The sequence below is a fragment of the Hydrogenophaga sp. genome (assembly GCF_035481345.1).
Lineage (GTDB): Bacteria > Pseudomonadota > Gammaproteobacteria > Burkholderiales > Burkholderiaceae_C > Hydrogenophaga.
In genome coordinates, this window is record NZ_DATIGV010000119.1 from 19,585 (window position 1) to 37,608 (window position 18,024).

Annotated in this window: 17 protein-coding genes; 8 read left to right on the forward strand and 9 right to left on the reverse strand. The window is 69.7% G+C overall.

Annotated features, from left to right (window positions below; genetic code table 11):
- Window positions 1-17 precede the first annotated feature (17 nt).
- Together VLG41_RS13240 and VLG41_RS13245 are read left to right on the forward strand one after the other, a co-directional pair.
- Window positions 18-272, forward strand: a complete 255-nt coding sequence (locus tag VLG41_RS13240; protein WP_325349873.1) for a type II toxin-antitoxin system HicA family toxin — start codon at window positions 18-20, stop codon at window positions 270-272.
- A complete protein-coding gene (locus VLG41_RS13245; RefSeq protein WP_325349874.1) occupies window positions 269-601 on the forward strand; it encodes a type II toxin-antitoxin system HicB family antitoxin in 333 nt (110 codons plus the stop codon). The genes VLG41_RS13240 and VLG41_RS13245 overlap by 4 nt, the downstream gene beginning before the upstream one ends.
- Before the next feature lie 21 nt (window positions 602-622).
- Here VLG41_RS13245 and VLG41_RS13250 read toward each other — a convergent pair whose 3' ends face one another.
- Together VLG41_RS13250 and VLG41_RS13255 are read right to left on the reverse strand one after the other, a co-directional pair.
- Window positions 623-3,775: an efflux RND transporter permease subunit gene (locus tag VLG41_RS13250; RefSeq protein WP_325349875.1), complete on the reverse strand. Its 3,153-nt coding sequence runs from the start codon at window positions 3,773-3,775 to the stop codon at window positions 623-625.
- Between the two features lie 8 nt (window positions 3,776-3,783).
- Window positions 3,784-4,875, reverse strand: coding sequence for an efflux RND transporter periplasmic adaptor subunit (locus VLG41_RS13255; protein ID WP_325349876.1), 1,092 nt, complete (start codon window positions 4,873-4,875; stop codon window positions 3,784-3,786).
- A gap of 141 nt (window positions 4,876-5,016) precedes the next feature.
- Here VLG41_RS13255 and hpnC point away from each other — a divergent pair, with 141 nt between their 5' ends.
- Entirely contained in the window at window positions 5,017-5,901 is an 885-nt protein-coding gene (gene hpnC, locus VLG41_RS13260) for a squalene synthase HpnC (protein WP_325349877.1), read from the forward strand.
- 19 nt (window positions 5,902-5,920) lie between these two features.
- Here the strand turns inward: hpnC and VLG41_RS13265 are convergent, their stop codons facing one another.
- A complete protein-coding gene (locus tag VLG41_RS13265; protein WP_325349878.1) occupies window positions 5,921-6,379 on the reverse strand; it encodes an Rrf2 family transcriptional regulator in 459 nt (152 codons plus the stop codon).
- A gap of 93 nt (window positions 6,380-6,472) precedes the next feature.
- On the opposite strand from VLG41_RS13265, the gene ytfE reads away from it, so the two are divergent.
- The 3 genes from ytfE (at window position 6,473) to VLG41_RS13280 (ending at window position 9,241) form a co-directional block, all read left to right on the forward strand.
- Complete coding sequence (gene ytfE, locus VLG41_RS13270) at window positions 6,473-7,189, forward strand: iron-sulfur cluster repair protein YtfE (RefSeq protein ID WP_325349879.1); 717 nt, start codon at window positions 6,473-6,475, stop codon at window positions 7,187-7,189.
- The gene (locus VLG41_RS13275) at window positions 7,186-8,409 is read left to right on the forward strand and encodes a nitronate monooxygenase family protein (protein WP_325349880.1); all 1,224 of its coding nucleotides are present in this window, start codon (window positions 7,186-7,188) and stop codon (window positions 8,407-8,409) included. Before ytfE ends, VLG41_RS13275 begins: the two co-directional genes overlap by 4 nt.
- Before the next feature lie 73 nt (window positions 8,410-8,482).
- Complete coding sequence (locus VLG41_RS13280; protein WP_325349881.1) at window positions 8,483-9,241, forward strand: SDR family oxidoreductase; 759 nt, start codon at window positions 8,483-8,485, stop codon at window positions 9,239-9,241.
- A gap of 26 nt (window positions 9,242-9,267) precedes the next feature.
- On the opposite strand, the gene VLG41_RS13285 is transcribed toward VLG41_RS13280, so the two are convergent.
- Window positions 9,268-10,179, reverse strand: coding sequence for a LysR family transcriptional regulator (locus VLG41_RS13285; RefSeq protein WP_325349882.1), 912 nt, complete (start codon window positions 10,177-10,179; stop codon window positions 9,268-9,270).
- A gap of 112 nt (window positions 10,180-10,291) precedes the next feature.
- Between VLG41_RS13285 and VLG41_RS13290 the strand changes: the two genes are divergently transcribed.
- Window positions 10,292-11,167, forward strand: coding sequence for a pirin family protein (locus VLG41_RS13290; RefSeq protein WP_325349883.1), 876 nt, complete (start codon window positions 10,292-10,294; stop codon window positions 11,165-11,167).
- A 179-nt stretch (window positions 11,168-11,346) separates the two neighbouring features.
- Entirely contained in the window at window positions 11,347-12,645 is a 1,299-nt protein-coding gene (locus tag VLG41_RS13295; RefSeq protein ID WP_325349884.1) for a Kelch repeat-containing protein, read from the forward strand.
- A gap of 40 nt (window positions 12,646-12,685) precedes the next feature.
- Here the strand turns inward: VLG41_RS13295 and VLG41_RS13300 are convergent, their stop codons facing one another.
- Genes VLG41_RS13300 through rbfA form a run of 5 tightly spaced genes read right to left on the reverse strand, consistent with a single transcriptional unit; the run spans window position 12,686 to window position 18,008 of the window.
- On the reverse strand, window positions 12,686-13,780 hold the full coding sequence (locus VLG41_RS13300; RefSeq protein ID WP_325349885.1) for an enoyl-CoA hydratase/isomerase family protein: 1,095 nt from the start codon (window positions 13,778-13,780) through the stop codon (window positions 12,686-12,688).
- Between the two features lie 37 nt (window positions 13,781-13,817).
- Window positions 13,818-14,834 (reverse strand): DMT family transporter, encoded by a 1,017-nt coding sequence (locus tag VLG41_RS13305; protein WP_325349886.1) that lies wholly within the window; start codon window positions 14,832-14,834, stop codon window positions 13,818-13,820.
- Window positions 14,834-16,660, reverse strand: coding sequence for a translational GTPase TypA (typA, locus tag VLG41_RS13310; protein ID WP_325349887.1), 1,827 nt, complete (start codon window positions 16,658-16,660; stop codon window positions 14,834-14,836). Before typA ends, VLG41_RS13305 begins: the two co-directional genes overlap by 1 nt.
- Window positions 16,657-17,631, reverse strand: a complete 975-nt coding sequence (gene truB, locus VLG41_RS13315; protein WP_325349888.1) for a tRNA pseudouridine(55) synthase TruB — start codon at window positions 17,629-17,631, stop codon at window positions 16,657-16,659. Before truB ends, typA begins: the two co-directional genes overlap by 4 nt.
- 2 nt (window positions 17,632-17,633) lie before the next feature.
- The gene (gene rbfA / locus VLG41_RS13320; RefSeq protein WP_070398620.1) at window positions 17,634-18,008 is read right to left on the reverse strand and encodes a 30S ribosome-binding factor RbfA; all 375 of its coding nucleotides are present in this window, start codon (window positions 18,006-18,008) and stop codon (window positions 17,634-17,636) included.
- Between the last annotated feature and the right edge of the window lie 16 nt (window positions 18,009-18,024).

The window sequence follows — 18,024 nt, forward strand, 5'->3', positions numbered from 1 at the left end:
GGTACCATTCAATTCACGTGAAGCGCAGCCACGAACGCACGCTGGAGCAGCTCTGGGCTCATCCGGTCAGCGCGAACCTCGCCTGGAACGACATCGAGGCGCTGTTTCGAGCACTGGGTGCCGACATCTCGGAAAGGGAAGGTAGCCGGGTGGCCGTGGTGCTCTTCGGCGAGGTCAAGGTGTTTCATCGACCCCATCCTTCGCCGCACACAGACAAGGGAGCGTTGGCCAGTATCAGGCGCTGGCTGGAACAACACGGAGTGAAACCATGAACGTCATGACCGTTGATGGCTATCAGGCCCGCATCGAATACGACGCCGAGACCGACCAGTTTCGCGGCGAGATCCTCGGGCTCAACGGCGGCGCCGATTTTTACGGCCGCAACCCGAAGGAACTGCGAGCGGAGTTCCGCAAATCGCTGGCGGTGTTCCTTGAAGTCTGCCGAGAGAAAGGCATCGAGCCCCGTCGCAGCTACTCGGGCCGGTTCAACCTGCGCATCCCGGCCGAACTGCACGAACGCCTGGCGATAGTGGCGCAGGCCGAGGGCAAGAGCATCAACACGGTGGCGCAAGAGGCGCTGCTGCAAAGATTGGCCGCCTGAGCACCTTCATTTCACCTCAGCTCAAGCCTGCGGCCGCTTCACCCGGAACCACGCCGCGTACATCGCCGGCAACGCCAGCAGCGTCAGCACCGTCGCCACGATCAGGCCGCCCATGATGGCCACGGCCATCGGGCCCCAGAACACGCTGCGCGACAGCGGGATCATGGCCAGCACCGCCGCCGCGGCCGTCAGCACGATGGGCCGCATGCGGCGCACGGCGGCCTCCACGATGGCGGTCCAGGCCGGCACGCCGCGCGCACGGTCCTGCTCGATCTGGTCGATGAGGATGACCGAGTTGCGCTGGATCATGCCCATGAGCGCGATGACGCCCAGCAGCGCGACGAAGCCGAAGGGCCGGTTGAGCAGCAGCAGCGCGCCGGCCACGCCGGCCATGCCCATGGGGCCGGTGAGGAAGACCAGCATCGAGCGGCTGAAGCTCTGCAACTGCACCATGAGCAGCGTGAAGACGATGAAGAGCATCAGCGGCACGCCCACCGCGATGGAGGCCGATCCCTTGCTGCTCTCCTCCACCGCGCCGGCCACCTCGATGCGGTAGCCGGTGAGGCCCTCGCTCAGCCAGCGGCGCTGGATGTCGTTGAGCTGCGGCTGCAGTTGCGCGGTGACGGTGGCGCCCTGCAGGCCCTCCACCACGTCGCTCTGCACGGTGATGGCGTACTCGCGGTTCTCGCGCCACATCACGCCGGGCTCCCAGCCGAAGTGCACGCGCACCACCTGCAGCAGGGGAATGGCCTGGCCGCTGGCGGTGGGCAGGTAGGCGTTGGCCAGGTCGGTGATGGCGTCGCGCTCGTCCAGCGGCTGGCGCAGCACGATGTCGATGAGCTCGTCGCCCTCGCGGTACTGGCCCACCGTGGTGCCCACGAGGATGGTGCGCGCGGCCTGCGCGATGCTGGCGCTGGTGACGCCCAGCGCGCGCGCCTTGGCCTGGTCCACCTCCAGACGGATCTGCTTGACGGCTTCGTTCCAGTTGTCGTTCACGCCGCGCGCGTTGGGGTTCTTCGCCATGGTGCGCTTGACCTCGTCGGCCAGGCCGCGCAGCACCACCGGGTCGTCGCCCACCACGCGGAACTGCACCGGATACGGCACCGGCGGCCCATTGGGCAGCAGCTTCACGCGGCCGCGTACCTCGGGGAATTCGGTGGCCAGCACGGCGGGCAGCGCCTTGCGGATGCGCTCGCGCTCCTTCACGCTGGTGGGCAGCACGATGAACTGCGCCACGTTGCTCTGCGGAAAGATCTGATCGAGCGGCAGGTAGAAGCGCGGCACGCCCGAGCCCACCCAGGTGGTCACGCCCTTGACGCCGGGCTCCTTCATGAAGCGCTGCTCGACGCGGCCGGCCACCTCGTCCATGGCGCGGATGCTGCTGCCTTCGGGCAGCCAGATGTCGACCAGGATCTCGGGCCGGCTCGAATCGGGGAAGAACTGCTGCTGCACCTGGCCCATGCCGGCCAGGCCCAGCACGAAGGTGAGGATGGTGGCGCCGATGGTGAGCCAGCGGTGCTCCACGCACCAGTCCACCGCGCGGCGAAAGCGCACGTAGAAAGGGCCGTCGAAGACCTCGTGCGGTTCGCCTTCCACCTTCGGTTTGATCTTCAGCAGCTTCACGCCCAGGTAGGGCACGAACATCACCGCCACCACCCAGGAGATGAGCAGCGCGATGACCGTGACGGCGAAGATGGCGAAGGTGTATTCGCCGGTGGTGGAGTTGGCCAGGCCGATGGGCAGGAAGCCTGCGGCCGTGATGAGCGTGCCCGTGAGCATGGGCATGGCGGTGGCGTCCCAGGTGAAGGTCGCCGCGCGCACCATGTCATAGCCCTCCTCCAGCTTTCTCACCATCATCTCGACGGCGATGATGGCGTCGTCCACCAGCAGGCCCAGGGCGATGATGAGCGAGCCCAGCGAGATCTTGTGCAGGCCGATGCCGTAGTAGTTCATCGCCAGGAAGGTGATGGCCAGCACCAGCGGGATGGTGATGAACACCACCAGACCGGGGCGGATGTCCAGCACATAGCGGCGCAGGCCCTTGCCACCAGGGCGCCGGTGCAGGCCCAGGGCCAGGAAGCTCACCGCCAGCACGATCACCACGGCCTCGATCAGCACCTTGACGAACTCGTTCACCGAGGCGGCCACGGCGGAGGGCTGGTCCTGCACCTGCACGAGCTTCATGCCCGCGGGCAGCGTGCGTTCGATGCCCGCTACCGACACCTTCAAGGCCTCGCCGAGCGCGATGATGTCGCCGCCCTTGGCCATGGAGATGCCCAGCGCGATGCTGTCCTGCGCGTCGTGGCGCACCAGGATCTCGGGCGGGTCGATGGTGCCGCGCACGATGTCGGCGATGTCGCCGAGGCGGATGGTGCGCCCGCTCGCGGCCGAGCGGATGGGCATGGCGCGCAGGTCGTCCACCGAGTTGAAGCTGCCGTCCACGCGCACCTGCACCACGTCCAGCGGCGTCTGCACCGCGCCGGCCGAGGCCACGGCGTTCTGCTGGCCCAGCTGGTCGAGCACGGCGTTGAGGTCCAGGCCCAGCGTGGCCAGGCGCTTCTGAGAGACCTCCACGTAGATCTTCTGGTCCTGCACGCCAAAGAGCTCGACCTTGGCGACGTCGTTCACGCGCAGCAGTTGCTGGCGCACGGCCTCGGCCACGTCCTTGCGCTCGGCGTCGGAAAAGCCCTCGCCCTGCAGGGCATAGATGACGCCATAGACGTCACCGAACTCGTCGTTGAAGAAAGGGCCGATCACGCCCTGCGGCAGTTCGCCGCGCATGTCGCCCACCTTCTTGCGCACCGTGTACCAGATGTCCTGCACCTCGCCCGGCGGCGAGGAATCGGCGAGCTGGAAGATGATCAGCGCCTCGCCGGGCTTGGTGTAGCTGCGGATCTTGTCGGCGTAGGGGACCTCCTGCAGCGTGCGCTCGATGCGGTCGGCCACCTGCTCGGCCACCTGCGGCGCGGTGGCGCCGGGCCAGAACACACGCACCACCATGGCGCGGAAGGTGAAGGGCGGGTCCTCGTCCTGCCCGAGCTGGAAGTACGCGGCGATGCCGAAGAGCATCAGCACGATCATGAGGTAGCGCGTGAAGGCGGGGTGGTCCAGCGCCCAGCGCGAGAGGTTGAAGCGCGAGAACGGACCCGGCTTCGCGTCGGTGGTGTCCTGCATGGGCGGGCTCACTGCGCGACGAAGCGCGTGACTTTCTGGCCTGCGCTGAGCACATGGCCGCCCGCGGCCACCACCTCATCACCGGGTTTCAGGCCGCCTGCGATCACCACACGGTTGCCGTCCGCCCCGGCCACCTGCACGGGGCGCGGCTGCACCGTGCCGCTGCCCTGGTCGAACAGCCAGACGATGCTGCCGCGTCGGTCGCCCTCGGCGGACTGCATCACCGCCGTGGTGGGCAGGGTGATGGCGGCCTGGCCGGTGTGCGGCGTGTCCAGCGTGACGTAGGCCGTGGCGCCCAGGGGCAGCTTCGCTTCGGCCGGCAGGGCCAGCTTCACCTGGTAGGTGCGCGTGGCCGGATCGGCGCTGGCCGCCACCTCGCGCACGGTGGCCTTGAGGTCGGCGCTGCCGTCGCCGTGCGCCCAGGGCCGCACGCGGGCCGGGGTGCCGGGCCGCACCTGGGCGAGCCGGTCCTCGGGCACGGCGATCACCACGTCGCGCTCGCCGTCCTGCGCCAGCACCACCACAGGGCCGCCGGCCTGCACCACCTGGCCGGGCTCGGCCTGCACCGCCGTCACCACACCGGGCGCGTCGGCCAACAGGCGCGCGTAGCCCGTCTGGTTGCCCTGAACGGAGCTTTGCGCCTGCGCCTGGCGCAGCGTGGCCTCGGCGGCGTCCAGCGTGGCCTGGCGGCGGTCGATCTCGGCCTGGCTCACGAAGCCCTGGGCCAGCAGGCCCTTGAAGCGCTCGAGGTCGGCGCGCGCCAGGTCGCGCTGGGTGAGCGCGGCCGTGGCGGCGGCCTGCGCGGCCTGGCCGGAGAGCGCCAGGTCCTGCGCGTCCAGGCGCGCGAGCAACTGGCCCGCTTTCACGCGCTGGCCCACCTCGGCCGGGCGCTCCACCAGCTTGCCGCCCACGCGAAAGCCCAAGCGCGATTCGACCCGGGCACGAACTTCGCCCGCGTATTCGCTGGCGGCGTTCAGGCTCGACGGCCCCACGGTGAGCAGCTTGACCGAGCGCACGGGCTCGGGCGCCGGTTCGGGGCGGGCGCAGGCGGCCAGCACGGCCGCACTCGCCAGTACGCAGACAATCAGCGTCGTTCTCATCGGATTCCCTCGCGTTCGGGCCGGATGCGGCACCACCAATTAATGACTGACCGGTTAGTAAGAGAAATTCTAGTGCAAACCCCCCGCCGTACCGACGCCACCCCTCCCGATACCGGGGTTGAGGCCACGCCCGCATCGGCGATGGCACCTGTCGGGCCCGCCCGCCCCGAGGGCCCGGCCGCCTTTGGCGCCTCGGTCGAGCACTACGAAAACTTCCCCGTGGCGAGCTGGCTGTGCCCCGCCCCGCTGCGCCCGGCCGTGGCCGCGCTCTACCACTTCGCGCGCACGGCCGACGACATCGCCGACGAGGGCGAGGCCGACGCCCCGACGCGCCTGGCCGATCTGGCGGCCTACCGCGCCGCGCTGGACGAGGCCTTCGCCGGCCGGCCGGTGCCGCCGCGCTGGCAGGCCGTGTTCACGCCACTGGCCGCCGCCCAGCGGCGCCACGCCTGGCCCGTGGCCTTGCTGCACGACCTCATCAGCGCGTTCGAGCAGGACGTGCGTCACACCGCCAGCGGCCACCGCTACACCGACCTGGCCGAGTTGCTCGACTATTGCAAGTTGTCGGCCAACCCGGTGGGCCGGCTGCTGCTGCATCTGTGGGGCGTGGACGCGCACGCCGCGCTGGAGCGCAGCGACCGCATCTGCAGCGCCCTGCAGCTCATCAACTTCTGGCAGGACCTGAGCCGCGACCTGCCGCGCCAGCGGGTCTATCTGCCGGCCGACGTGCTGCGCCGCCACGGCGTGGCGGTGGAAGACTTCTTCCCCGGTGCCGATGCCCACGACCGCGAGCGCGAGGCGGTGGTGGCCGAGCTGTGCGCGCACGCGCGCGGCCTGATGCAGATGGGCGCGCCGCTGGTGCACCAGGTGAATGGCCGCGCGGGCTGGGAGCTTCGGCTGGTGGTGCAAGGCGGCCTGCGCGTGCTCGACCGCATACAGGCCATCCGGCACCGCAGTTGGGCGCAGCGCGTCACGGTGGACAAGGGCGACCTGCCCTGGCTGCTGTGGCGCGCGCTGTGGATGTGAAACCCGCGGGGTCGCCCGGTCAGCTGATCGCGCGGGCCCGCGCCATGCGCCGCAGGGGCTGCTCTGGCGGGGAAGGCAGCACGAGGTCGGCCAGTGTCACGGCGTCCAGCCGCGCCAGGTAGGCCTTCAGCGCATCGCCCAGCACATGCTTGAGGCCGCACACGCCGGCGATGCGGCATTGGTTCGTCTGCGCGTCAAAGCACTCCACCAGGTTGAAGTCCGTCTCGGTCTGTCGAACCACCTCGCCCAGCACAATGTGCTCCGCGGGCCGCAACAGGCGCAGCCCGCCGCCACGCCCCCGCGTGGTTTCCAGATAACCCAGGGCCGATAGCGTCATCACGATCTTGGTGAGGTGGCTGCGCGAGATGCCGTGCGCCTCGGCGATCTCGGTGATGGTGACCGGCTGCTCACGGTGCTGGTGCACGGCGCAATACATCAGCACGCGCAGGCTGTAGTCGGTCCATTGGGTCAGTCGCATGGGCGTTGCGGACGTGCCGATAAAAGGTTCATCGCAAGTGAATTTTAAATGCTCTAATAGGTGCACACCAAATGAATCTTTAAGGAGTGCTCCATGTCATTGGTCATCGATGCCGAACCCGTCAACACCCTGGCGATGCAAAGCCTGGGCCACATCGCCGTTCACCGCCCAGGCGCCACCGCCGTGCTGCGCCGCCACAAGCTGGACTTCTGCTGCGGCGGCCAGGTCAGCCTCGCCGACGCGGCGCGGCAGAAGGGCCTGTCCATGGACGCGCTGGTGGCCGAACTCGAGGCGCTGCCACAGGGCAATGCCGAACCCGACGGCCGTACGCCGGGCGAGCTGGTGGACCACATCCTGGTGCGCTACCACGCCGTGCACCGCGAGCAGCTGCCCGAGCTGATCCGCATGGCGCGCCGCGTGCAGGCGGTGCACCGAGAGCACCCCGAGGTGCCGCGCGGCCTGGCCGAGTTGCTGGAAACCATCGAACACGAAATGCTCGCGCACATGTCGAAGGAGGAAATGGTGCTGTTTCCCGCGTTGCGGCGCGGCCCCAGCCCGATGCTGGCCGGGCCGATCGGCATGATGCGCCACGAGCACGTGGACCACGGGGCCCAGCTGGAGCAACTGGCGCGCCTCACGCGCGACCACACGCCGCCAGCCGACGCCTGCAACACCTGGCGCGCGCTGTACGCCGGCACCCGCCAGTTCAGCGAAGACCTGATCGCCCACATCCACCTGGAGAACAACCTGCTGTTCCCGATGTTCGAATCGGCGTGCGGCAACGCCAACGACCCCTGCGGCTGCGCATGACGGCCGCTCGCGCCGACGAACTGCTGCAGCACGCGCGCGCCAGTAGCATGCGCCCGCTCGCGCTGCGCGGGCGCACGCTGCTGCCCGTGGTGCAGGGCGGCATGGGCGTGTGTGTGTCCGCGTCGCGCCTGGCGGGCACGGTGGCCGGCCTGGGCGCCATGGGGGTGCTCTCGGCGCTGGAGTTGCGCCGCCTGCACCCCGACCTGATGGCGGCCACCGCCCACCTGGACAAGCAGGCCGATGCGCGCCAGCGCATCGATGCCGCCAACCTGGAGGCCCTGCGTCGCGAGATCGCGCGGGCGCGGGCGCTTTCGGAGGGCCGCGGCTTGCTGGCCATCAACGTGATGAAGGCCGTCAGCGCCTACGAGGACTGCGTTCGCGAGTCCCTGGCGGGCGGGATCGACGCGATCGTGGTGGGCGCCGGCCTGCCCCTGGACCTGCCGGACCTGGCCCGCGATCACCCGGACGTGGCGCTGATCCCCATCCTGTCGGACGCGCGCGGCGTGCAGCTGCTGCTGCGCAAATGGGCACGCAAGGGGCGCCTGCCGGATGCCATCGTGATCGAGCACCCGCGCCTGGCCGGCGGTCATCTGGGCGCCGCCAGGCTGGCCGAGTTGCGCGATCCGCGCTTCGACTTCGAGCGGGTACTGCCGGCCGTGCGCGCCCTGCTCGAGGACATGGGCGCGGAGCGCGAGGTGGCCCTGATCGCCGCGGGCGGCATGCACGCCCCGGGCGATGTGCTGCGCATGCAGGCGTTGGGCGCCGACGCCGTGCAGCTGGGCACCGCCTTCGCCGTGACCCGCGAATGCGACGCCCACGACCGGTTCAAGCAGGTGCTGGCCCAGGCCCGCCCCGAGGACATGGTGGAATTCCTGAGCGTGGCCGGCCTGCCCGCGCGCGCCGTGCGCACGCCCTGGCTCGACAAGTACCTGCGCCTGGAGGACAAGCTGCGGGCCGCCGCCCACCCCAAACGCCGCTGCAACATGGCTTTCGACTGTCTGAGCGTGTGCGGCCTGCGCGACGGCCTCGGCGAGATGGGCCAGTTCTGCATCGACCAGCAGCTGGGCCACGCGCTGCAGGGCGACGCGCAGCGCGGTCTGTTCTTCCGGGGCGCCGGCCCGCTGCCCTTTGGCACCGCCATCCGGCCCGTCGTGGACCTGCTGCGCTGGATGGTGGGCGCGCCGATGCCTGTCACAACCGGCGTGGCCGCTTCGTCTTGAAGGGCAGAGGACGCCGGATCGGCCTGCGCCGCGACCGCGGGTCCTCGTCATTTCAACGAACGAAGGACCTCAAATGAAAGTCGTGATCATCGGAGGCACCGGCCTCATCGGCACACAGGTCGGCGCGCTGCTGCGCCAGGGCGGGCACGAGGTGCTGACCGCCGCGCCGTCCACCGGCGTCAACACCCTCACCGGCGAAGGCCTGGCCCAGGCGCTGCAGGGCGCGCAGGTGGTGGTGGACGTGAGCAACTCGCCCTCCTTCGAGCCGGCGGCGGTGATGGACTTCTTCCAGACCTCCACGCGCAACGTGCTGAAGGCGGCCACGGCCGCCGGTGTGCGCCACCTCGTCGCGCTGTCGGTGGTGGGCACCGATCGCCTGCCCGAGAGCGGCTACTTCATGGCCAAACTGGCGCAGGAACAGCTCATCCGCGCCAGCGCCCTGCCCCACACCGTCGTGCGCGCCACGCAGTTCCACGAATTCCTCGGCGCCATCGCCGACGCCGCCACGCGCGCGGGCCGCGTGCACGCGCCCTCGGCCGGCATCCAGCCCATGGCCTCGTCCGACGTGGCCGCCGCCGTGGCGCGCGCCGCCACCGCCGAGCCCGTGAACGGCCTCACCGAGATCGCCGGCCCGGTGGCCTTCCGCATGGACGAGCTGCTGCGCGGCCTGCTGCAGCAGCGCGGCGATACCCGCGAGGTGGTGACCGATGAGAGCGCCGGTTACTTCGGCGCGCCGCTCAAGGCGGATTCGCTGCTGCCCGCGGCCGGGGCGTGGCTGGGCTCGGTCACGGTGCAGGCCTGGACGGCCGCGCAGCCGGCCCGCGCCGCCTGAAGCGGCGCCCGCGCCGTCACGGTTTCTCAGTCCTCGCGCAGCGCGGCGAAGCGCTCGGCCAGGTGGTCGATCAGCAGCCGCACCGCCGGCAATTGCCCGCGCCGTGAAGCGAAGACCACGTGGATGAGCTCGCGGCGCGGCGCCCAGCCGTCCAGCACGGGCACCAGCTCGCCCGGCCCGAACTCCGCCGTGAGCATCATGCGCGGCAACTGCACGATGCCCACGCCCGCCACCGCCGCCGCGCGCAAGGCCAGCATGCCGCGCGTGACGTAGCGCGGCCGGTGCCGCACCTCGGCGCGCGCGCCGTTGGGGCCCTCCAGCACCCACTGGTGCACCTCCTGCGGCTGGCCCAGGTCCATGCTGGGAAAGCGCCCCAGATCGCCCGGGCCCTGCGGCGCGCCCAGGCGCTCGATCAGCGCCGGGCTGGCCACCAGGCACTGGCTGCGCTCGGCCAGCACGCGCAGCGCGAGATCGCTGTCCTCCAGCGGCGGCGGGCGCACGCGCACCGCCAGGTCGAACCCTTCGGCCACCACGTCCACGCGGCGGTTGGTTTCCTCCAGGTGCAGCTCCACGCGCGGGTAGCGCGCCAGGAAGTCGCCCAGCATGGCGCCCATGCGCGTGGCCAGCAGCGCCACCGGGCAGCTCATGCGCACCACGCCGCGCGGCTCGCCGCGCGCCAGGGCGATGGACTCCTCCGCCGCCTCGGCCTCGGTCAGCATGGCGCGGCAGTGCTGGTAGTAGCCGCGCCCCGCCTCGGTCACGGAAAAGCTGCGCGTGGAGCGCAGGATCAGCCGCGCGCCCAGGCGCTCTTCCAGCAGGGCGATGCGCCGGCTCAGGCGCGACTTGGGAATGCCCAGCGCCCGGCTCGCCGGGGCGAAGCCCCCGTGCTCGACCACTTGGGCGAAGTAGTACAGGTCGTTGAGATCGGGCAGGGCCATCGTTCTACCTGTAGAACAGTGAAGGCGATTATCGCGGTCTACTCAGACAATTGTTCCACCGATATGCTTCATTCATTCCCCGTCCCACCGGGGTGACCCTCAGGAGAAATCCATGCTCAAGCCGATCCAGGGTGTCTACAGCGCCCCCCGCCCGCACTGGGTGGGCGACGGTTTTCCGGTGCGCTCCTTGTTCAGCTACGGCGACCACGGCGCCCAGCTCAGCCCCTTCCTGCTGCTCGACTACGCCGGCCCGGCGCAATTCCCGCCGGCCGAGCGGCCGCGCGGCGTGGGGGTGCACCCGCACCGCGGTTTCGAGACCGTGACCATCGTCTACAACGGCGAGGTCGCGCACCGCGACTCCACCGGCGCGGGCGGACTCATCGGCCCCGGCGACGTGCAGTGGATGACGGCCGCCTCGGGCATCCTGCACGAGGAGTTCCACTCACCGGCGTTCACGCGCACGGGTGGCGCCATGGAGATGGTGCAGCTCTGGGTGAACCTGCCCGCGCGCAGCAAGATGGAGCCGCCCGGCTACCAGAACATCCTGGACGGGCAGATCCCGTCCGTGGACCTGGCCGATGGCGCGGGCCGCGTGCGCGTGATCGCGGGCGCCTTCGATGGTCACCGGGGGCCGGCGCGCACGCACACGCCGATGGACGTGTGGGACCTTCGCCTGAACGCCGGCAAGACCGTGCGCCTGCCGCTCATCCAGGGCCATACCGCCGCGCTGGTGGTGCTGGCCGGCACCGTGCTCGTCAACGGCGAGGCCGTGGCGCGCGAGGCGCAGCTGGTGCAGTTCCAGCGCGACGGTGAGGCGCTGGAGATCGAGGCCAACAGCGACGCCAAGCTGCTCTTCCTGGGCGGCGAGCCGATCGAGGAGCCCGTGGTGGGCCACGGTCCCTTCGTGATGAACACGCGCGAGGAGATCGTGCAGGCCTTCCACGACTTCCAGAACGGCAAGTTCGGGCGCATGACGGCAAGCGCCTGAGGCCGCCAAGCGCCTGCGAAGGCCCCGCGATGCGGGGCCTTCGCACGGACGCACCTGGGCGACAGTGCATCGGATGGTCGATGGTAGATTCGGCCATGACTTCCTCGATTGCTCCCAATTTCGTAGTGCGAAACCCCTCGCAGGCCAAGGCTTGCCTCGGGGTCATTGCTGTTTGTGGGATGGCCCTGCTGGCGGCGTGCGGCGGCAACCACGGCAGCGCCCCGCCCACCGCGTTGAGCTACGACACGCCGCAGGCGCTGTACGTGACGGGCGAAACCATCGCACCCAACCAGGCGCGGATCACCGGTGGCAAGCCCACCTCGTTCGAGGTCTCGCCGGCCTTGCCCGACGGACTGAGCCTCGACACGCGGACCGGCTCGATCACGGGCCAGCCGACCACGCGGCAACGGCAGACCAGCCACACTGTCACCGCCCGCCACGTCCTGGGCTCCGTGCAGACCGAGCTTCGCCTGACGGTTACCGCGCGCGGTGCCTGGGCATCGGTGGGCACCGTGCCCACGCCGAGGCACTACTCGACCCTGTCGCGCCTGCTCGATGGTCGCCTGCTGCTGGCCGGTGGCATAGGCGGCGCGGGCCCCTCCGGCGAGGCCGATCTCTACGACCCCGCCAGCGGCACCTGGAGCGCCGCGGCGCCCATGCTTCACCTGCGCTCCGACCCTGGCGCCGTGCGCTTGACGGATGGGCGCGTCCTGGTTTTCGGCGGCGATGGCGTCGGCCTGAACACGACGGTCGCCGCGGAGCTCTATGACCCCGTGGCCAACACCTGGACGGCGACCGGCTCCATGAACGAGCCGAGAACGCGTGCCACCGCGCACCTGCTGCCCAATGGCAAGGTGCTGGTCGCGGGGGGCTATGACCGGACAGGGGCGCTCAGCTTCTCCAACACGGCCGAGGTGTACGACCCGGCCACCGGCACCTGGTCACTGCTGGCCACACCCTTGTCTGCCGCACGCGCGCAACATGCGGCGGAACTGCTGCCGGACGGCACCACCCTGCTGGTCATGGGCGGCGTCAACGCCTCGGGCTTCGTCACGACAGCCGAACGCTACGCAGTGGATGGCACCGCCACCACGCCGATCGCTTTTGCCGGCAGCGGCAACGTGCACCAATCGGTCCGCCTGGACGATGGCAGCGTGCTCGTGGTGTCCGACGCAGGCACCACGGCGCGACGCTTCGACCCATCCACCTCGACCTGGACCACCAGCACCCTGAGCAGCACGCGCAGCCTGCCCACGATGACCCTGCTGGCAGACGGCCGCGTGCTGCTGGCCGGGGGGTCGAGCCTGAACAGCGCCGAGATCTACAACCCAGACGTCAACGTCTGGACCACCGCCACGCCCATGGCCAACGTGCGCCGCGCCGCGGTGGCCCAGTTGCTCGGCGACGGCCGCGTGCTGGTGGTGAGCGGCTTTGACGGCGTGGGTGAGGTCAACTCGACCGAGCGCTACACGCCCTGAGTGCGGGGCCGACCCGGCCGGCGCGCGGCCGGGCTGCGGCTCAGCCCAGCGCGCGCAGCGGGTGCGCGTGCGCCGGCCACGGCGATTGGAAGAACGCGGCGACCTGTTCCTTCGTCACGTCCTCGATGCGCGCCGGGTTCCACTTCGGCGCGTGGTCCTTGTCGATGGCCAGCGCGCGCACACCTTCCACGGTTTCGCTCGCGGCACCCGGGCGCAGGTGGAAGCAGTGGTGCACCAGGTCGCGCTCCATGCGCAGGTCGTCGGCCAGGCCCACGCCGCGCGCGCGGCGGATCTGCTCCAGCACCACGTGCAGCATCAGCGGCGAGCGCTGGCGCAGCACCTGCAGTGTCTCCTTCGCCCACTCGCTGCCGCTGGCCTCCAGCGCCGCCACCATGGCCTTCACATCGCCCAGGCCGAAGACGGCATTGACTTCCGCCGTGGACCAGGGCGCCGCGGGCACGGTGGCCTGCAGGTGGCTCTGCACCCAGCGCTGCACGGCCTCACCGTTCTCGAAGGGTGTGGTGGCCAGGCTGTCCCAGAGCTTGGGCAGGCGCTGGGCCTCGATGTGCCCGTCGGCCAGGCCGACCGACAAGGCCTCGCGGCCCTGCAGCAGGCGGCCCGTGAGGCCCAGGTACTCGCCCACGTGGCCGGCGCAGCGGCTCAGGAAGTAGCCGCCGCCCACGTCGGGGAAGAGGCCGATGTTGGTCTCGGGCATCGCCAGCTTGCTGCGCTCGGTCACCACGCGCAGGCTGGCCCCCTGGCTGATGCCCATGCCGCCGCCCATGCAGATGCCGTCCATGAAGGCGATGTAGGGCTTGGGGTAGGTGTGGATCAGGTGGTTGAGCGCGTACTCCTCGGTGAAGAAGTCCTCGAGCTCGGGGTCGCCGGCCAGCGCGGCCTGGTGGAAGAAGCGAATGTCGCCGCCCGCGCAGAAGGCGCCGAAGGGGCCCTCCTTGCCCATGCCGCGAACGGCCACGGCGAACACGGCCGGGTCCTCGCGCCAAGCCCGCAAGGCGGCGGTGATGTCGCGGATCATGCCCAGCGACAGCGCGTTCAGCGCCTTGGGCCGGTTGAGCGTGATCAGGCCCACGCGGCCCTGCACTTCGGCGATCACGAGCGATTCGTTCGATGACATGCGACTACCTCCAGCGACGGTTCTTCGGGATTCTTCTTCAGCGCCCGCGCGATTCCCGGGCGTCCAGGGTCTGCAGGCGCGGGGTGCCGTTGCGCGAACGCCAGCCCAGCAGTTCGTTGACGAACAGCGCGCCGATGACCAGCGTGCCACCGATCAGCACCTCGGCGCCCGGCGTTTCGCCGGCGCCCAGCCAGGCCAGCAGGATGCCGAAGATCACCTCCAGCAGCGCCAGCAGCGACACCTCGGGCGCCTTGAGCGAGCGCGCGCAGGTGACGGCCAGCGCGCAGGGAATGGCCAGTTGCACCAGGCCCAGCAGCGCGAGCCAGGCGATGTCACTGCCCGTGGCCTGGAAAGGCACGGCCAGCGGCAGCGTCAGCAAGGAAGAAATGAGCCCGCCCAGCAGCACCGAGGGCACCAGGTCGATCTTGTGGCCCTGGGTCTGGCTGCGTTGCATCACCGTCCAGTTGACGGCGCCCGCGACGGGCACGCACAGCGCCACCAGCGAGCCGATCACCAGCGAGCCGGTGTCGATGTCGGGCGTGGTGAAGGCCTGCAGGAACTGGCTGCCGTACATGTAGGCGATGCCCAGGCCGGCGGCCACGATGGCGGCCCAGGTGCGCGGTGCCAGCGTCTGGCCAATGGTGAAGCGCGCCAGCAGCGCCGTGAACAGCGGCCCCACCGCCATGATGATGAGCACGTTGGCCACGGTGGTGAAGGTCAGCGCCAGCATGAAGGCAGTGAACATCACGCTCCAGCACACGCCGCTGAGCCAGAAGGCCGCGGACCCGGCCTGCACGCCCCAGTGGCGCTGCAGCGGGCCCTGCCCCGGTTCGTCCGCGACGCTGCCCGCCGCGCGGTCGGCCGAACGCCACAGGGGCAGGATGACCAGGAGCGACAGCGCGGTGAAGGCGCTGCGCCAGAAGGTCACCTCGAAACGCGCCGCCGATTCCAGCTGGCGCGTGACCACGCCCGCGATGGACCACATCAGGGTCACCGCCACCATCAGGAAGACCGCCTGCGTGTGCGTCAGGCGGCTCAGCAGGCGAAAGGGCATCAGGCGTCTCGGGAAGCGCGCTTGCGCTCGTGCTCTTTCAGGAAGCGCTTGCGCAGGCGGATGCTCTTGGGCGTGATCTCGACCAGTTCGTCGTCCTCGATGAACTCGACGCCGTATTCGAGCGTGAGCTGGATCGGCGGCGTGATCTTGATCGCGTCTTCCTTGCCGCTGACGCGGAAGTTGGTGAGCTGCTTGGTGCGTGTGGCGTTCACCACGAGGTCGTTGTCGCGGCTGTGGATGCCGACGATCATGCCCTCGTACACCGGGTCGTTGGCCTTGACGAACATGCGGCCACGGTCGTCCAGCTTGCCCAGGGCGTAGTTGAAGATCTCGCCGTCGTCCATGCTGATCAGCACGCCGTTCTTGCGGCTGGCCACCTCGCCCTTGTGCGGTTCGTAGCCGTCGAAGATGTTGGCGATCAGGCCCGAGCCGCGCGTGAGGTTGAGGAATTCGTTGCTGAAGCCGATGAGGCCACGCGCGGGGATGCGGTACTCCAGGCGCACGCGGCCGCGGCCGTCGGGTTCCATGTTGACCAGTTCGCCCTTGCGCTCGCCCAGGGCCTGCATCACGCCGCCCTGGTGCTGTTCTTCCACGTCGGCCGTCACCATCTCGATGGGCTCGTGGCGCTCGCCGTCGATGTCCTGGAACACCACGCGCGGCTTGCTCACGGCCAGTTCGTAGCCTTCGCGGCGCATGTTCTCCAGCAGGATGGTCAGGTGCAGTTCGCCGCGGCCCGAGACCTCGAACACGCCGTCCTCGTCGGTGTCCTTCACGCGCAGGGCCACGTTGCTCTGCAGTTCCTTCTGCAGGCGATCCCAGATCTGGCGGCTGGTGACGAACTTGCCTTCGCGGCCCGCCAGCGGGCTGGTGTTGACGCAGAAGTTCATGGTCAGCGTGGGCTCGTCGACCTTGAGCATGGGCAGCGGCGTGGGGTTGGCGGGATCGGTCAGGGTGACGCCGATGCCGATTTCCTCGATGCCGTTGACCAGCACGATGTCACCCGGCAGGGCTTCGCTGGTCTGCACACGGTCCAGGCCCTGGAAGGTCAGCACCTGGTTCACGCGTCCCTTGAAGCTCTTGCCATCGGGGCCTTCCATCACCAGCACGTCCATGGACGGCTTGAGCGTGCCGGCATTGATGCGGCCCACGCCGATGCGGCCGACGAAACTGGAGTAGTCCAGCGCCGAGATCTGCAGTTGCAGCGGCGCGTTCGGGTCGCCCTGGTGCGCGGGCACGTGCTTGAGCACGGTCTCGAACAGGGCCGACATGTCGGGGCCCCATTGCTCGCCGGCCGGGCCTTCTTCCAGTGAGGACCAGCCGTTGATGCCCGAGGCGTAGACCACGGGGAAGTCGAGCTGCTCGTCGTTGGCGCCGAGCTTGTCGAACAGGTCGAAAGCGGCGTTGATGACCTTGTCGGGCGCGGCGCCCGGCTTGTCCACCTTGTTCACCACCACGATGGGCTTCAAGCCCAGCGCGAGCGCCTTCTTCGTCACGAAGCGCGTCTGCGGCATCGGGCCTTCCTGGGCATCGATCAGCAGCACCACGCCGTCCACCATGGACAGCGCGCGCTCGACCTCGCCGCCGAAGTCCGCGTGGCCGGGGGTGTCGACGATGTTGATGTGCGTGCCCTTCCAGCTCACGGCGCAGTTCTTGGCCAGGATGGTGATGCCGCGCTCGCGTTCGATGGCGTTGTTGTCCATCACGGTGTCGACGACCTTCTCGTGCTCGGCGAAGGTGCCGGACTGGCGCAGGAGCTGGTCGACCATGGTGGTCTTGCCGTGGTCGACGTGGGCGATGATGGCGATGTTGCGGATGGGTCTGGTCATGGTTGTGCCTCGCAGGCTTCGAGGATTTGCTGGATATCGGTGGGGCTCAGCAGGCGCCCCGCAATGAGTTCGCCGCCCTGCGTGTGGGCCGTGCCCAGCAGAACGGACTGCGTCGGATCGGCGGGCGACGGGCCGAAGACGGCCACGCGCTCGCGGTTGGGCCAGTCGCCGCGGCGGCGCACACCGCTCAGGAACCGGCCGGCATGCTCCGCATCGAGCGTGACGCGCTCGTGACCCGGGAGCAAATCCTCCAGGGGCCGCAGGACATGCAAGCGCTGATCGTCGGCCATGGACTCGAGCGCGTCGAGCGTGGTGGCCTGGCTCACGTCGAAGGGGCCGGTGGCCGTGCGGCGCAGGGCGATCAGGTGGCCGCCGCAGCCCAGTGCCTCGCCGATGTCTTCACCCAGGGTGCGGATGTAGGTGCCCTTGCTGCAGCGCACGCGCAGGCGCAACTGCGGGGCCTCGCCCGCCAACTGCATGTCGATCAGTTCGATGTCATGGACCGTCACGCGGCGCGGTTCGCGCTCGATGGTTTCGCCGTCGCGGGCGTATTCGTAGAGAGCCTTGCCGTCCTTCTTGAGCGCGCTGTGCATGGGCGGCACCTGGTCGATCTCGCCCATGAAGCGGTCGAGCACCTCCACCACCTGGCCCACGGTGCAGTTCACCGGGCGGGTGTCGATGACCTCGCCCTCGGCGTCGGCCGTGCTCGTGCGCACACCCAGGCGCACGGTGGTCTCGTAGGTCTTGTCGGCGTCCAGGTGCAATTGGCTGAATTTGGTGGCGGCGCCGAAGCACAGAGGCAGCACGCCCGTGGCCAACGGGTCCAGCGTGCCGGTGTGGCCGGCCTTGTCCGCGCGCAGCAGCCACTTGGCCTTCTGCAAGGCCTGGTTGCTGGACAGGCCCAGCGGTTTGTCGAGCAGCAGCACCCCGTGCACGGGGCGCCGTTGCACCCTCGTGCGTTGGCGCTCCATGCTCAGTCCTCGTTCTTGGAACGCGAAGCGACCGCCTTGGAGATCAAGGCGTTCATGTCGGCCGCGCGCTCGGTGGTGCGGTCGAACACGAAGTGCAGCGTGGGCACGGTGTGGATGTGCAGGCGCTTGAACAGCGCGTTGCGCAGGAAGCCCGCCGCGGCGTTGAGGCCCTCGGCGGTTTCTTCGGGGTTGCCGGTGAGCAGGCTGAAGAACACCTTGGCGTGCGCGTAGTCGGGGGTGACCTCGACCGCGTTGAGCGTGACCATGCCCACGCGCGGATCCTTCAACTCGCGCGCGATCAGCTCGGCCAGATCGCGCTGGATCTGGTCGGCCACGCGGTAACCGCGGTTGGGGACGGACGACGCCTTGCGGGGCATGGTGATTTCGCTTTGC

What these genes read in the sequence shown, in the direction of transcription:
- VLG41_RS13265 (WP_325349878.1), bottom strand. Translation starts at nt 6,379, where the DNA reads ATGCGACTGACCCAATGGACCGACTACAGCCTGCGCGTGCTGATGTAT.
- rbfA (WP_070398620.1), bottom strand. Translation starts at nt 18,008, where the DNA reads ATGCCCCGCAAGGCGTCGTCCGTCCCCAACCGCGGTTACCGCGTGGCC.
- typA (WP_325349887.1), bottom strand. Translation starts at nt 16,660, where the DNA reads ATGACCAGACCCATCCGCAACATCGCCATCATCGCCCACGTCGACCAC.
- VLG41_RS13305 (WP_325349886.1), bottom strand. Translation starts at nt 14,834, where the DNA reads ATGCCCTTTCGCCTGCTGAGCCGCCTGACGCACACGCAGGCGGTCTTC.
- VLG41_RS13285 (WP_325349882.1), bottom strand. Translation starts at nt 10,179, where the DNA reads ATGGCCCTGCCCGATCTCAACGACCTGTACTACTTCGCCCAAGTGGTC.
- VLG41_RS13275 (WP_325349880.1), top strand. Translation starts at nt 7,186, where the DNA reads ATGACGGCCGCTCGCGCCGACGAACTGCTGCAGCACGCGCGCGCCAGT.
- VLG41_RS13250 (WP_325349875.1), bottom strand. Translation starts at nt 3,775, where the DNA reads ATGCAGGACACCACCGACGCGAAGCCGGGTCCGTTCTCGCGCTTCAAC.
- VLG41_RS13255 (WP_325349876.1), bottom strand. Translation starts at nt 4,875, where the DNA reads ATGAGAACGACGCTGATTGTCTGCGTACTGGCGAGTGCGGCCGTGCTG.
- VLG41_RS13295 (WP_325349884.1), top strand. Translation starts at nt 11,347, where the DNA reads ATGGCCCTGCTGGCGGCGTGCGGCGGCAACCACGGCAGCGCCCCGCCC.
- VLG41_RS13300 (WP_325349885.1), bottom strand. Translation starts at nt 13,780, where the DNA reads ATGTCATCGAACGAATCGCTCGTGATCGCCGAAGTGCAGGGCCGCGTG.
- hpnC (WP_325349877.1), top strand. Translation starts at nt 5,017, where the DNA reads ATGGCACCTGTCGGGCCCGCCCGCCCCGAGGGCCCGGCCGCCTTTGGC.
- ytfE (WP_325349879.1), top strand. Translation starts at nt 6,473, where the DNA reads ATGTCATTGGTCATCGATGCCGAACCCGTCAACACCCTGGCGATGCAA.
- VLG41_RS13290 (WP_325349883.1), top strand. Translation starts at nt 10,292, where the DNA reads ATGCTCAAGCCGATCCAGGGTGTCTACAGCGCCCCCCGCCCGCACTGG.
- truB (WP_325349888.1), bottom strand. Translation starts at nt 17,631, where the DNA reads ATGGAGCGCCAACGCACGAGGGTGCAACGGCGCCCCGTGCACGGGGTG.
- VLG41_RS13280 (WP_325349881.1), top strand. Translation starts at nt 8,483, where the DNA reads ATGAAAGTCGTGATCATCGGAGGCACCGGCCTCATCGGCACACAGGTC.
- VLG41_RS13245 (WP_325349874.1), top strand. Translation starts at nt 269, where the DNA reads ATGAACGTCATGACCGTTGATGGCTATCAGGCCCGCATCGAATACGAC.